Source organism: Streptomyces sp. NPDC002276, assembly GCF_053891435.1.
This window is the reverse complement of sequence record NZ_JBSFCQ010000001.1, coordinates 101,026-114,243: the sequence shown is the minus strand read 5'-3', so window position 1 is coordinate 114,243 and position 13,218 is coordinate 101,026. Positions and strand designations below refer to the sequence as shown.

Here is a 13,218-nt window from a genome sequence, read left to right as displayed (position 1 = left end):
CGTGCGTGCCCTCACTCTGCGTTTTTCTCTATGAGTTCGATGAGATTTCCCTCGGGGTCACTGACCCAGGCCATGCGCACTCCGGGTTCGGGGGACGGCCCGGGTGCCATGACCTCGCCCGCGCCACGAGCCACCAACTCCTCGTGGACGGGGTCGAGCTCGGGGGTGGTGACCGCGAAGTGCCCGTATCCCTCGGTGAGTACGGCGGTCATCGGGTCCGGCGCGCGAAGGCCGGGAGCGGAGCCGGGTCTGGCGAGCAGCTCGATGCGCCAGCCCCGCGGATGCTCCAGGACGACACCCCGCAGACCCGGTCCTTCGAGATGGAACTCGAAGACGGTCTTCAGGCCGAACGCCCCTTGGTACCAGGCGGTTTGGGCGGTCAGGTCGCGTACGTTGACGCCCACGTGGTCGAGTCGGACGGTCACGGCGGCTCAGCCCGCCATCGCGCTGTCGCCGCCGTCGACCATGAGGTTGGCGCCGTTGACGAAGGCCGCCTCGTCGGAGCAGAGGAAGGCGGCGGCCCGCGCGATGTCCTCGGGCTGCCCCACCCGCCCGACCGGGATCCGCGCCTCCAACTGGGCCTTGGGGCCGTCCGGATCGTCGAGGAAGGGCGCGGTGGCGGAGGTGCGGGTCATGCCGGGGGCGATGGTGTTGACGCGGATGCGGTGCGGCGCCCCGGCCGCGCACAGGTGCATGCTCATCGCCAACACCCCGCCCTTGGCGGCCCCGTGGGGCACCATCGGCATGAACGGCGCCCCGCGTACGGCGGCCACGGAGGCGACGTTGAGCACGGCCCCGCCACCACGGGCGATCAGGTGCGGCCAGGCGGCCTGGGTGCAGAAGTAGGGGATGTCCAGCTCGTTCCTGATGGTGAAGTACCAGTCCTCGGCGGGCATGGTCTCGAACGGGCCGTTCCGCAGCGCGGAGGCGTTGTTGTAGAGGATGTCGATCCCGCCGAAGGCCGCGATCCCGGCCTCGATCCACTCGCGGGCACCGTCCTGGGTGGACAGATCCACGGGTGCCAGGGACCGCATGATTCCACCGGCCTTTTCGACGAGTTCCACGGTTTCCGCGGCACTGTCCTCGTCGATGTCACAGCCGAAAACCTCGGCGCCCTCCGCCGCGAATATCTGCGCCGCGGCCCGCCCTATTCCTGCCCCCGTTCCGCTGATGAAAGCGATTTTCCCGGCCAGTCGACCCATGATTGCCAAGTCCCTTGTCCCGTGCCGCCGTGGTGCGGTGGTGGCAGCGTAGGTACGGGCATTGACCAGAACAAGAAATGGGTCAACGAAGGGCCATCGGGGGTTCGTATGGCTGGTATGAGGCGGGAAGCCGGGAACTCCGCACGGCTTCACGGCAGGATGTCCCCATGAGCACCGACGACCAGGCCCGGCTGATGCGCGCCAACCAGGCGAACTGGGACGCCCGCACCCCCGTCCACCTCGCCAGCCGCTTCTACGGCCTCGACGGCGACCCGGACCCGGACCGCTGGTTCGCCCCCTTCGAGTGGAACGACCTCGGCGACCTGGCCAGCCGTGACGTGCTCCACCTCCAATGCCACCTGGGCACGGAGACCCTCGCGTTCGCGCGGCGCGGTGCGCGCGCCACCGGCCTCGACTTCTCCGAGGCGTCCGTGACGGCGGCGAAGGGCATCGCGGCGAAGGCTGACCTCGATGTCGACTACGTCCAGGCGAATGTGTACGACGCCGTCGAGGCCCTGGGACAGCGGCAGTTCGACATCGTCTACACCGGCAAGGGCGCCCTGTGCTATCTGCCCGACCTCCCGCGCTGGGCCGACGTGATCGCCCAACTCCTGCGCCCCGGCGGCCTGTTGTACATCGTCGAGTTCCACCCCCTCCTCAACTCCCTGGGCCCGAAGCCGAATCCGGGTGAGGGACCGGAACTCCTGCTGCGCCACGACTACCTGGGCGGCGGCGGTCCGGTGCACCGGGACGCGACGTTCACGTACACCGACGGCCCGGCCGTCGCGGACGCGACCGACAGCTATGAGTGGATGCACGGAATAGACGAGGTCATCAACGCGTTGACGACTGCGGGACTGAACATCCGACGGCTCCGCGAGAGCGACGAACTGCCGTGGCCGCGCTGGCCGCAGATGGTCCGGACCCCGACCGGCTGGTGGCGACTGCCAGAGCCGCGGATCCCCCTCCTGTACGGCCTCCTGGCGAGCCGCTGAGGCGCACCTCACATCCAGAACCGCACCGGGTGTGCTACGGTGCGGTCAGCACTTGTGTACGCCCCGTTCTGGGCGCCGGTGCCAGTACCACTTCTCCTCCGCCGACAGGCCCGTCGATTCCGACCGGCACTCCGGCTTCTTCACACCACTTCGTGACCGGCGTTCTTCCGCCGCACCCGAGGTGATGTTCCCGCCGCCCCGAGGAGCGCTCATGCGCCCTCCCTCTGCGGCTTCTCCCCCTTCCTTCCGCATGACACATGCAACCGTCCTTGAAAGGACCACCCATCATGACCACCACACTCGAACCCCCCGTACAGGAACAGCCCCGCACCCAGACCGCGACCGGTGTCCTCGACATCGACGGCAACGGGAAGGGGCACCTGAGGGCTCTGGACTGCCAGCCCTCGCCCACCGACCTCCAGGTCGCCCCCGCGCTGATCCGCCGTCACGGCCTGCGCAAGGGCGACCTCGTGGAAGGCGTCCGCGGCGGGCAGCGCGCCCTGACCGAAGTCGCGTTCGTCAACGGGCGCACGCCCGACGAACTGCGCGGCCGACGCCACTTCCGCGACCTCACCCCGCTGCACCCGCGTGAGCGGCTGCACCTCGAACACCCGGCGGCCGGACTCACCGGACGCGTCGCCGACCTGATCGCCCCCGTCGGCAAGGGCCAGCGCGGGCTGATCGTGGCCCCGCCCAAGACCGGCAAGACCGTCCTGCTCCAGCAGATCGCGGCGGCCGTCGCCGGCAACCACCCCGAGGCCCGCCTCATGGTGGTTCTGCTCGACGAACGCCCCGAGGAGGTCACCGACATGCGGCGCTCCGTGCGCGGCGAGGTGTACGCCTCCACCTTCGACAAGGCCCCGAAGCAGCACATCGCGCTGGCCGAGCTGGTGATCGAACGGGCCAAGCGGCTCGTCGAGGCCGGCGAGGACGTAGTGATCCTCCTCGACTCCCTCACCCGCCTCTGCCGGGCGCACAACAACGCGGCGGCCTCCGGCGGCCGTACCCTCAGCGGCGGTGTCGACGCGACCGCGCTGATCGGCCCGAAGAAGTTCTTCGGCGCCGCCCGCCTCGCCGAGGAGGGCGGCTCGCTCACCATCCTGGCGACGGCCCTCGTAGAGACCGGCTCCCGTGCCGACGACTTCTACTTCGAGGAGCTGAAGAGCACCGGCAACATGGAGCTCCGCCTCAGCCGCGAGCTGGCCTCCCGCCGGGTGTTCCCGGCCGTCGAGATCAACCCGTCCGGCACCCGCCGCGAGGAACTCCTGCTCACTCCCGCCGAGTTGACGGCGGTACGAGGCCTGCGCCGCGTCCTCCAGAACAGGGACGGCCAGAGCAGCACGGAGACCCTGCTGGAGCGCATGCGGGAGACTCCGGACAACGCGACGTTCCTGCGCCGGATCCAGCCCACGCTGCCTTCCAGCTGACCTCAGCCTCGGTCTTTTGGGGGCGCGGGGCTGTATCGATATGCGGCTCCGCCGCGTGGGCGCGCCCAGCCCCCACCGGCCCGCAGACAAATCACTAGCGCATCCGGGTGCACACTCACCCCGCCCGGCCCCGCCATCGCCGTCTACGACGACTCCGTTCCTACGTTTGCCGGTATGACAATCGGATTCTCACCCCGGATCGCCATGTCAGCCTGCGCCCTCTGCCTGACGAGCGTCCTCGCGTTCACCCCCACCGCGGCGACAGCCACCACCGGGCCGGATCCCAGCACCCAGGTCCACCCCCACCCCGGCGCCCCCCAACTCCCGGACATCTCCGCCCTCTCCTGGCTGGTCGCAGACACCAACACCGGCGAAGTCCTGGCCTCCCACGACGCGCATCGCAGACTCCCGCCCGCCAGCACCCTGAAGACACTGTTCGCCCTGACCGTCCTCCCCACCCTGCCCGGAGGGCTCCGGCACCGCGTCACCGAACAGGACCTGGCCGGCATCGGCGAGGGCAGCAGCCTGGTCGGGGTGGAGGAGGGCCACACATACCGCGTCGCCGACCTGTGGCGGGGAGTCTTCCTCAACTCCGGGAACGACGCCGTGCACGTCCTGGCCTCGCTCAACGGCGGCTGGGACGCCACGGCCGCCCGGATGCAGGCCAAAGCTCGTTCCCTGGGCGCGCTCGACACGCATGTCATCTCGCCGGACGGCTACGACACCGACGGCCAGGTGTCCTCCGCCTTCGACCTCGCGGTGTTCGGCCGGGCCGGACTGCGCAACGCGGACTTCGCGCGGTACTGCTCCACCGCCGAGGCCGAGTTCCCGGGTGACGGATCGTCGTACGCGATCCAGAACACCAACCGGCTGCTGACCGGCAACGACGGTGTCGAGCCGTATCCGGGGCTCATCGGTGTCAAGAACGGCTACACGACCCACGCGGGCAACACGCTGGTCGCGGCGGCGCGTCGGGGCGAGCGGTCGCTCGTCGTCACGGTGATGAACCCTCAGGCGGGCGGCGGCTTCACCGTGTACGAGGAGGCGCGCGAGCTGCTCGACTGGGGTTTCGCGGCGGCCGGGCGGGTCGATCCGGTGGGTTCGCTGGACGCGTTGCGGACGAGCCCGAGGCCGGGTCCCGCCGCCGTACCGGTGGCCGCCACGGTCGCGCCGGACGAGGGTCCGGGGTGGGCGGAGACGGCCGCGGTCGTGGCAGCCGCCGTGCTCGGCGCGGGCGCGGTCGTGCTGGCGTTGCGACTGAAGGGCCGGCGGCTTCCCGGGGCCTGACCGGTCGGCAGCCACAGCAGCAGGGCGAGCGTGACCCAGGTGTAGGTGTTGCTGCCGAGGAAGCCGTCGATGCCCGAGGAGTCGTCGAACCACAGCCATACGACGCTGGTGCACATCACCGCGTACAGGGCGAACGCGATCCTCCGATGCCCGGCGCGGACCAGCACGGCGAACGCGGGCAGCAGCCACACGAGATGGTGCACCCAGGTGATCGGGCTGATCAGACACGCGGTCAGTCCGGTCAGCGCGAAGGCGGCCGTCCAGTCCCCCGCGACGACCGCGCGCCGGACCCGCACCGCCCACACGCACAGCACGAGCAGCACGACCGTCGCCCACAGTGGGCGGCCGGTCTCGCCGAGGCGGGCCAGGACGCCTTGCAGGGACTGGTTGGAGACGTAGTCGAGGCGGCCCACTCGGGTGGTGTCCCACATGGCCTGGGTCCAGTAGAACTTCGAGGCGCTCGGGACCACCAGGGCCGCGAGCCCGGTCGCCGCGAGCGCCACAGCCGTCGCCACCGCGGCGGCTTTCCAGCGTCTGGCCACCAGCAGCAGGCCGATGAAGAGCGCCGGTGTGAGCTTGATGGCCGCCGCGAGGCCGATGCCGACGCCCGCCCAGCGGCCCCGGCCGGTGGAGAGCAGCCAGCCGTCGCCGAGGACGAGGGCCAGCAGCAGGAGGTTGACCTGCCCGAAGCTGAAGGTGTCGCGCAACGGCTCGAACAGCGCGAGACCGCAGGCCACCAGGGCCCACCCGAACCAGCCGTAGCGCCGCCATCCGGGACCGGCCAGGATGCGCAGCACGACGGCGAGTGCCGCGAGGTTGAGGACCAGGGCGGCGGCGATCGCGCCGCCGAGTCCGAGGTAGCCCATCGGGGCCATGCTGACGGCGGCGAACGGCGGGTAGGTGAAGCCGTAGGTCGTCCCGGGCACGTGGTAGTCGTAGATCCGGCCGCCGTGGTGGAGCCAGGTGTGGACGGTGCCGTAGTAGACGCGCAGGTCGAACCAGTCGCGCAGCAGTGGGACGGTCGCGGTGAAGACGGTGACCGTGGTGGCGAGGGCCAGCACCAGGAGGATGCGGCCGCGGTCGGTGGCGGGTGTTCTCATGCCGTACGTCCCAGGGCCGGGGCCTCGGCCGCCTGGCGGGCCTGCCACAGGACGACGATCGCGAGGACGCCGCCGGAGACGGCCAGCACGAGTTGTCCGATGTCGGCGGGTCCGCCGCTGGGCAGGACGGCGAGCGCGAGGACGCCGGTCACGGCGGCCACCCGATGGCGTACGGATGTGCTGGGCGCGGCGGCGGCGATGAGGAAGAGACCCCACAGGGCGTACCAGGGGCGGATCGCCGGGCCGAAGGCGGCCACGACCGCGAGGCTCAGGCCGAGCGCGTAGACCGGGCTGGGGCGCAGGCGGAACCATATGGCGAGGATGGCCGCGCCGGTGACCGCGAGTCCGAGGGCGTGCCAGGCCGGGATCGCGAAGGGGGCGAGGCCGCTGCCGAGGTGTTCGAGCAGGGCGCCGGTGGCGCGGCCGAGGAGGCTGGTGAGGGCCCAGTTGTGCGCCGAGACGGGTGTGTCGAGGGCGCCGATCCAGCCGTAGCCCGTTCCCGCGACGGCCGTGGCGGCGACCGTGGTGACCGCGGACGCGACGACGGTCGTCGTGACGGCCTTGGCGGGGCTGCGGCCCGCGCGGATCTGGAGCAGCACGACCGCGGCGAGCCCTAGCGCTGCGGGGGCCTTGACGAGAGCGGCGAGCGTGACGAGTACGGCGCCCAGGATCGGCCATCGGCCGCGCGCGGCGACCAGGCCTATGCCGAGCAGCCCGAGCATGATCGCGTCGTTGTGGGCGCCCGCGACCAGGTGGAGCAGCACCAGCGGGTTGAGCGCGCCCAGCCAGAGCGCGGCGGCCGGGTCGGCTCCGCTGTGCCGGGCGAGCCGGGGCAGGGCGGCGGCCATCAGGCCCACTCCGAGCAGGGCGACGAGCCGCATCCCGAAGAGCCCGGCGGGGAGCTGGCCCCGGGTCAGTCCGGACAGGCCGGAGGCCAGGGCGAGGAACACCGGGCCGTACGGCGCCCCGGTGTGCTGCCACAGGGGGGCGACCTCGTCGGCGAGGGGGCCGCCGAGCGCGGCGGGGCCGTGCGCGTAGACGTCCATGTGGGCGTCGACCATGGCGCCCTGCGCGAGGTAGCTGTACACGTCCCGGCTGAACAGCGGCGGCGCGAGCAGCAGCGGGGCCGCCCATACGGCGAGGACCAGCAGCAGGGAGCGCGGGGTCGGCGGGTCGGCGCTGCGGATCAGCTTGCCCAGCAGCAGCCAGGCCGCTATCAGCAGGACGACACCGAAGTAGACCCCGACCAGCCCCAGCGCGGCCTGCGCGGAGGCCGGGGAGAAGAGGTCGGCGGACGGAAGTGCGCCGGCCGTCTCGCCGCCCAGCGCGAGGACGGCGGTACCGGCCAGACCGAGTACCTGGCAGCGGCGGAGATCGACGGGAAAAGCCATGGCCAACACTCGTTCAGCGTGTCAACGCCGGATGGCGGGAAAGCGACGCCCCGCTCTCCGTGCGGCGGACTGCGCGTGACCTCCGTGTGATCGGGCCTCGGTACCCGTGGATTCGCCGTGTGTGGGGCTCCGGTCAGAACACCGACACTCCGGTCAGCGTCGTGAACCGGTCCAGGGCCGCGACCCCGGCCACCGAGTTCCCCCGCTCGTCAAGTCCCGGACTCCACACGGCGATTGTGCAACGGCCCGGTACTACGGCGATGATCCCGCCGCCCACACCGCTCTTGCCGGGCAGCCCCACCCGATAGGCGAACTCGCCCGCCGCGTCGTACGTCCCGCAGGTCAGCATCACCGCGTTGACCTGCTTGGCCTGGGTGAGGGTGAGCAGCCGGGTGCCGTCGGCGCGGCTGCCGTGCCGGGCCAGGAAACCGGCGGCGAGGGCGAGGTCGGCGCAGGACGCCATGATGGAGCACTGCCGGAAGTACTGGTCCAGGAGGACGGGCACCTCGTTGTCGATGTTGCCGTAGGACTTCATGAAGTGGGCGAGGGCAGCGTTGCGGTCGCCGTGCGCGGACTCGGAGGCGGCGACCTCCTTGTCGAAGTCGAGGGACGGGTTATCGCTCTCCGCGCGCAGGAAGGCCAGCAGTTCGCCCGCCGCGTCTCCGGTACGGGTCTGGAGGCGGTCGGTGACGACGAGCGCGCCCGCGTTGATGAACGGGTTGCGCGGGATGCCGCTCTCGTACTCCAACTGGACAAGGGAGTTGAAGGGGTTGCCGGAGGGCTCGCGGCCCACGTGCTCCCAGAGTTCGTCGCCCTCACGGGCGAGGTCGAGGGCGAGGGTGAAGACCTTGGTGATGGACTGCGTGGAGAACGGCTGCCGCCAGTCCCCCACGCCGTACACCGTGCCGTCCAGTTCCGCGACGGCCATGCCGAAGCTGCGCGGGTCGCAGGCGGCGAGCGCCGGGATGTAGTCGGCGGGCCGGCCGCGACCGGGGGTCCGCTCTATCTCGCCGGCGATGCGCTCCAGGACCGGCTGGAAGGTCATCGAGGGGGACATGATCACCATTGTGCCTCCGGGCCGGTCCTGGTGCGCGTCCGCGGTCAGACGGCCGCGGAGCCACTGCCGGCCAGGACCTCGGGGCGCAGCAGGGCCGCGAGGGTCTCGGCGGGCAACAGGCCCTTCTCCAGGACGAGTTCGGCCACGCCCCGGCCGGTGGCGAGGGCCTCCTTGGCGATGTCGGTGGCGGCCGTGTACCCGATGTGCGGGTTGAGCGCGGTCACCAGGCCGATGGAGTTCTCCACGCTCGCGCGCAGCGCCTCGGTGTTGGCGGTGATGCCGTCCACGCAGCGCTCGGCGAGCGTGAGGCAGGCGGCGCGCAGATGCGTGATGCTCTCCGACAGCGAGTGCAGGATGATCGGCTCGAACGCGTTGAGCTGGAGTTGTCCGGCCTCGGCGGCCATCGTGATGGTGACGTCGTTGCCGATCACCTCGAAGGCGACCTGGTTGACGACTTCGGGGATCACCGGGTTGACCTTGCCGGGCATGATGCTCGAACCGGCCTGCACCGGCGGCAGGTTGATCTCCCCGAGCCCCGCGCGCGGCCCCGAGGACAGCAGCCGCAGGTCGTTGCAGCTCTTGGAGAGCTTGACCGCGACCCGCTTCAGCACACCCGACATCTGCACGAACGCCCCGCAGTCCTGCGTGGCCTCGACCAGGTTGGCCGCGGTCACCAGCGGGAGCCCGGTGATGTCCGAGAGATGCTTCCGAGCCGACTCCGCGTACCCGGCCGGCGCATTGAGTCCGGTCCCGATGGCCGTGGCCCCCAGGTTGATCTCATGGATCAACTGGACAGCCTCGTCAAGACGTTGACGATCCTCGTCAATCATGACCGCATACGCCGAGAACTCTTGACCGAGCGTCATCGGCACCGCGTCCTGCAACTGTGTACGGCCCATCTTGAGCACATCACGGAACTCGACGGCCTTACGGGCGAACGCGCTCTGAAGAACAACCATTGACTCGATCAACCCATGGACGGCGAAGACCGTCGCGACCTTGACCGCGGTCGGATACACGTCATTGGTCGACTGCCCGAGGTTGACGTCCTCATTGGGGTGCAGGTACTGGTACTCACCCTTGCCGTGCCCCAGCAACTCCAACGCCCGGTTGGCGACAACCTCGTTGGCGTTCATGTTGGTGGAGGTACCGGCCCCACCCTGCACCACGTCCACGACGAACTGGTCGTGCAGCTTCCCGTCCCGGATCTCCCGGCACGCGGCGACAATGGCGGCCGTCTTCTCCGCCGACAACAGCCCCAACTCCTCATTGGCGAGAGCGGCGGCCTCCTTGACGGCGGCGAGAGCGTTGATCAAGTGCGGATAGACGGAGATCGGCGTCCCGGTGATGGGGAAGTTCTCCGTGGCACGGAGGGTGTGAACACCCCAGTAGGCGGAGGCGGGAACGTCGCGGTCCCCGAGGAGGTCGTGTTCGCGACGGGTACTGGCAGACATGGGGTCCTCTTTCCAACATCGTTCAGGTCACTTAGGGGCGCGGGGAACGGCGCGACCAGCCACAACGGACCCGCACATCCCCCACAACCGATCTAGGCACACGCGGACAACGGCGACACCGGGTCCAGAGCCCGCACAGGCCGCACACACCCCACCGGCTCCCCACCCCCGAGCAACGACTCCCCCGCGAACTCGGCAAGCTGCCCCGGGTCAATCCCAGCCCGCACAAGCCCAGCGGCAGCGACAGGCACACGCGCCCGATTCGCCCCATCCGCGATCTTCACCGCAACCGCCCGCCCATCAGGCAACGCGGCAACCTCGACACCCTCGAACCCGTCCTTGGCCAACAGCCCGGGAACGGCCCGCATCAACGCGGCGACATCCCGCCCGGCCCCGGACGCCATCTCGGCGAACTCCCGCATCGCATCCGCGACCCGAGCCTCGGGCGTACCCGGCGCGGCGGTGGTAATCCGCGAAACGGCCCGCGCAAGCCCGTGCAGCGAGATGGAGAACAAAGGAGCCCCGCACCCATCCACACTCACCCGAGCGATCCGCTGCCCGGTGAGATCCTCGACGATCTCCGCGATCGCCTGCTGAAGCGGGTGCGCGGGATCGAGATAGTCGTCGAGCGACCAGCCATTGAGCTTCGACACGTACAGCATCGCCGCATGCTTCCCGGAGCAGTTCTGCGCGAGCCGCGACGGCAGCCGCCCCTCACGGACCCACGCGTCACGAACGACAGGGTCGAAGGGCAGATCCGGAACGTTGCGCAGAGCGTCCTCGGTCAGCCCCGCGAGTTCGAGGATGCGCCGGGTCCCGGCGAGGTGGCGTTCCTCGCCGGAGTGGCTGGCGGCGGCGAGCGAGAGCAGTTCGCCGTCGAGCGGCAGTCCCGCCCGCACCATGGCGACGGCCTGGACGGGCTTGATCGCCGAGCGCGGATAGAACGCGGCCTCGATGTCGCCGAGTTGGAGCTGGACCTGTCCGTCGGTGTCGAGGACGACGACGGAGCCGTAGTGGATGCCCTCGATCATTCCGCCGCGTATGAGGTGGGCGACGGGTGCGTGGAGGGGTTCACGGATGAGGGGTGGGTCCGCGAGGGGACTGCTGTACATCACTGCCTGTCAGGGTCAGGACGGCGTGGGTCTCACGCGTCGGGTGCGGTGGTGGACGTGCTCGCCACGCGGCGGCGGACGGCGAACCATCCGGCGACCAGCGCGGCGGCGATCAGCGGCAGACACAGCACGGTGGTGCGTCCGGCGCCGCCGTCGGCGTACATGAGGACCAGGACGGAGGCGAGGAAGGCCAGCGTCACGAGTTCGGTCCAGGGGGAACCCGGCAACCGGTAGCTGGGCCGGGAGAGTTCGCCCTTCTCGGTCTTCCGCCAGAAGAGGAGGTGGCAGAGCATGATCATGCCCCAGGTGGCGAGGATGCCGATCGCGGCGAAGTTGAGCACGATCTCGAACGCGTCCGCCGGGACCACGTAGTTGAGGCCGACTCCGAGGACGCAGATGCCGCTGGTGAGCAGGATGCCGCCGTAGGGGACCTGGCTGCGGCTCATCACCGAGGTGAACTTGGGGGCCGAGCCGGACATCGCCATGGAGCGGAGGATGCGGCCGGTGGAGTAGAGGCCGGAGTTGAGCGAGGACATGGCCGCGGTGAGGACGACGAGGTTCATGACGCCGCCCGCGGCCGGGATGCCGATGTTCGACAGCACGGTCACGAAGGGGCTCTGGCCGGCGCTGTACTTGTTCCAGGGCAGCAGCATCGACAGCAGGAGCACGGAGCCGACGTAGAAGAGGCCGACGCGCCACATGATCGAGTTGATCGCCTTCGGCATGATCTTCTCGGGGTTCTCGGTCTCGCCGGCGGCGACGCCGACCAGCTCGACGGAGGCGTAGGCGAAGACGACGCCCTGGATGATCAGGAGCATGGGCAGCATGCCGTTGGGGAAGATGCCGCCGTTGTCGGTGATCAGGGACGGGCCGGGGGTGGTGCCGTCGACCTGGTGCTGGGTGGCCAGCAGGAAGATGCCGATCAGCATGAAGACGACGAGCGCGCTGACCTTGATGATCGCGAACCAGAACTCAAGCTCGCCGAAGAGCCGTACAGAGATCAAGTTGACGGTCAGGACGACCGCGAGGGCGATCAATGCGATCAACCATTGAGGGATGTCGGAGAACATGCCCCAGTAGTGGGTGTACACGGCCACGGCGGTGATGTCGGCGATGCCGGTGGTGGCCCAGTTCAGGAAGTACATCCAGCCCGCTATGTAGGCGCCCTTCTCGCCGAGGAACTCGCGGGCGTACGACACGAAGGCGCCGGACGAGGGCCGGTAGAGGACGAGTTCGCCCAGGGCGCGGACGACGAGGAAGGCGAAGAGGCCGCAGACCGCGTACGCGATGAAGAGGGAGGGGCCCGCGTCGGCCAGGCGACCGCCCGCGCCGAGGAAGAGGCCGGTGCCGATCGCGCCGCCGATGGCGATCATGTTGACGTGCCGGGACTTCAGGGACTTGCTGTAGCCGGCGTCTCCGGCGTCGACATGGCCGGATCGTTTCTGCACGCCGCCGCGGACGGGCTGTTCGCCGTCACGCAGGGGCTGCTCGCTGCCGTGCAGGGACTGCTCGCTCACGCCTCGGGTCCGCCTTCCGTGGGGGTGTTCGTGCGCGCGGGGCGCACGATGTCGGTGAGGGTCGTCTCGACCCGGTCGAGGTGGTGGGACATGGCCTCGACGGCGTCCGGCTCGCTGCCGTCGATCAGCGCCTCGACGATCGCCCGGTGCTCGCGGTTGGACTGCTCGCGCCGGCCGCCGAGTTCGTTGAGGAACGCGGACTGGCGGGCCAGCGCGTCGCGGATCTCCTCGATCACCCGGCGGAACACCGGGTTCTGCGCGGCCTCCGCCACCGCGAGGTGGAAGAGGGTGTCCATCGCGACCCACGCGGTGGTGTCCGTCTCCTGTTCCATGCGGTCCAGGAGGTGGGCCAGGTGGTCCAGGTTCTCCGGGGTGCGGCGCAGTGCCGCGTACCCGGCGACCGGGATCTCGACGTGGCGGCGCACTTCCAGCAGGTCGCTGGCCGCGTAGTCGCCGAAGGTGGGGTCCTCCACGGCGTTGGCGACCACGAAGGTGCCCTTGCCGGTCTTGGAGACGGTCAGGCCCATGGTCTGCAAGGCGCGCAGGGCCTCGCGGAGCACGGGTCGGCTGATCTCCAGGGTGCGGCACAGCTCGGCCTCGGAGGGCAGCTTGTCGCCGATGGCGTAGTCGCCGCGCTCGATGGCGCCGCGGAGGTGGACGAGCACCGCTTCCATGG

At 70.2% G+C, this 13,218-nt stretch carries 11 protein-coding genes and 1 pseudogene; 3 read left to right on the top strand and 9 right to left on the bottom strand.

Translation table 11 applies throughout. The features are described from left to right. Nucleotides 1–11 precede the first annotated feature (11 nt). Together ACWIHT_RS00540 and ACWIHT_RS00535 are read right to left on the bottom strand one after the other, a co-directional pair. On the bottom strand, nt 12–425 hold the full coding sequence (locus ACWIHT_RS00540) for a VOC family protein (protein ID WP_399119176.1): 414 nt from the start codon (nt 423–425) through the stop codon (nt 12–14). A 6-nt stretch (nt 426–431) separates the two neighbouring features. Beyond that, nucleotides 432–1,202, bottom strand: a complete 771-nt coding sequence (locus ACWIHT_RS00535) for an SDR family NAD(P)-dependent oxidoreductase (protein WP_456162860.1) — start codon at nt 1,200–1,202, stop codon at nt 432–434. Nucleotides 1,203–1,369: 167 nt separating this feature from the next. On the opposite strand from ACWIHT_RS00535, the gene ACWIHT_RS00530 reads away from it, so the two are divergent. From ACWIHT_RS00530 to ACWIHT_RS00520, 3 genes and pseudogenes are all read left to right on the top strand, one after another. Beyond that, complete coding sequence (locus tag ACWIHT_RS00530) at nt 1,370–2,197, top strand: class I SAM-dependent methyltransferase (protein ID WP_456162858.1); 828 nt, start codon at nt 1,370–1,372, stop codon at nt 2,195–2,197. A gap of 287 nt (nt 2,198–2,484) precedes the next feature. Next, on the top strand, nt 2,485–3,624 hold the full coding sequence (gene rho, locus ACWIHT_RS00525) for a transcription termination factor Rho (protein WP_456162856.1): 1,140 nt from the start codon (nt 2,485–2,487) through the stop codon (nt 3,622–3,624). A 174-nt stretch (nt 3,625–3,798) separates the two neighbouring features. Then, nucleotides 3,799–4,575: pseudogene (locus ACWIHT_RS00520) on the top strand (D-alanyl-D-alanine carboxypeptidase family protein); the annotation flags it as partial. Nucleotides 4,576–4,634: 59 nt separating this feature from the next. Here ACWIHT_RS00520 and ACWIHT_RS00515 read toward each other — a convergent pair. The 7 genes from ACWIHT_RS00515 to ACWIHT_RS00485 form a co-directional block, all read right to left on the bottom strand. Beyond that, nucleotides 4,635–6,011 (bottom strand): glycosyltransferase 87 family protein, encoded by a 1,377-nt coding sequence (locus tag ACWIHT_RS00515; protein ID WP_456162854.1) that lies wholly within the window; start codon nt 6,009–6,011, stop codon nt 4,635–4,637. Further along, nucleotides 6,008–7,402: a polyprenol phosphomannose-dependent alpha 1,6 mannosyltransferase MptB gene (mptB, locus tag ACWIHT_RS00510; protein ID WP_456162852.1), complete on the bottom strand. Its 1,395-nt coding sequence runs from the start codon at nt 7,400–7,402 to the stop codon at nt 6,008–6,010. Before mptB ends, ACWIHT_RS00515 begins: the two co-directional genes overlap by 4 nt. A 133-nt stretch (nt 7,403–7,535) precedes the next feature. Continuing rightward, nucleotides 7,536–8,468, bottom strand: coding sequence for a glutaminase (locus ACWIHT_RS00505; protein ID WP_456162850.1), 933 nt, complete (start codon nt 8,466–8,468; stop codon nt 7,536–7,538). 35 nt (nt 8,469–8,503) lie between these two features. Next, the gene (gene aspA, locus ACWIHT_RS00500) at nt 8,504–9,913 is read right to left on the bottom strand and encodes an aspartate ammonia-lyase (protein ID WP_456162848.1); all 1,410 of its coding nucleotides are present in this window, start codon (nt 9,911–9,913) and stop codon (nt 8,504–8,506) included. A gap of 92 nt (nt 9,914–10,005) precedes the next feature. Then, a complete protein-coding gene (locus ACWIHT_RS00495; RefSeq protein ID WP_456162846.1) occupies nt 10,006–11,025 on the bottom strand; it encodes an asparaginase in 1,020 nt (339 codons plus the stop codon). 32 nt (nt 11,026–11,057) lie between these two features. Then, on the bottom strand, nt 11,058–12,542 hold the full coding sequence (locus ACWIHT_RS00490; protein WP_456162844.1) for an amino acid permease: 1,485 nt from the start codon (nt 12,540–12,542) through the stop codon (nt 11,058–11,060). Further along, entirely contained in the window at nt 12,539–13,216 is a 678-nt protein-coding gene (locus tag ACWIHT_RS00485) for a FadR/GntR family transcriptional regulator (protein ID WP_033278612.1), read from the bottom strand. The genes ACWIHT_RS00490 and ACWIHT_RS00485 overlap by 4 nt, the downstream gene beginning before the upstream one ends. Between the last annotated feature and the right edge of the window lie 2 nt (nt 13,217–13,218).

Excerpts from the sequence above, each read along its gene's own strand:
- ACWIHT_RS00535 (WP_456162860.1), bottom strand. The coding sequence starts at position 1,202 with ATGGGTCGACTGGCCGGGAAAATCGCTTTCATCAGCGGAACGGGGGCA.
- ACWIHT_RS00530 (WP_456162858.1), top strand. The coding sequence starts at position 1,370 with ATGAGCACCGACGACCAGGCCCGGCTGATGCGCGCCAACCAGGCGAAC.
- rho (WP_456162856.1), top strand. The coding sequence starts at position 2,485 with ATGACCACCACACTCGAACCCCCCGTACAGGAACAGCCCCGCACCCAG.
- ACWIHT_RS00515 (WP_456162854.1), bottom strand. The coding sequence starts at position 6,011 with ATGAGAACACCCGCCACCGACCGCGGCCGCATCCTCCTGGTGCTGGCC.
- mptB (WP_456162852.1), bottom strand. The coding sequence starts at position 7,402 with ATGGCTTTTCCCGTCGATCTCCGCCGCTGCCAGGTACTCGGTCTGGCC.
- ACWIHT_RS00505 (WP_456162850.1), bottom strand. The coding sequence starts at position 8,468 with ATGGTGATCATGTCCCCCTCGATGACCTTCCAGCCGGTCCTGGAGCGC.
- aspA (WP_456162848.1), bottom strand. The coding sequence starts at position 9,913 with ATGTCTGCCAGTACCCGTCGCGAACACGACCTCCTCGGGGACCGCGAC.
- ACWIHT_RS00495 (WP_456162846.1), bottom strand. The coding sequence starts at position 11,025 with ATGTACAGCAGTCCCCTCGCGGACCCACCCCTCATCCGTGAACCCCTC.
- ACWIHT_RS00485 (WP_033278612.1), bottom strand. The coding sequence starts at position 13,216 with ATGGAAGCGGTGCTCGTCCACCTCCGCGGCGCCATCGAGCGCGGCGAC.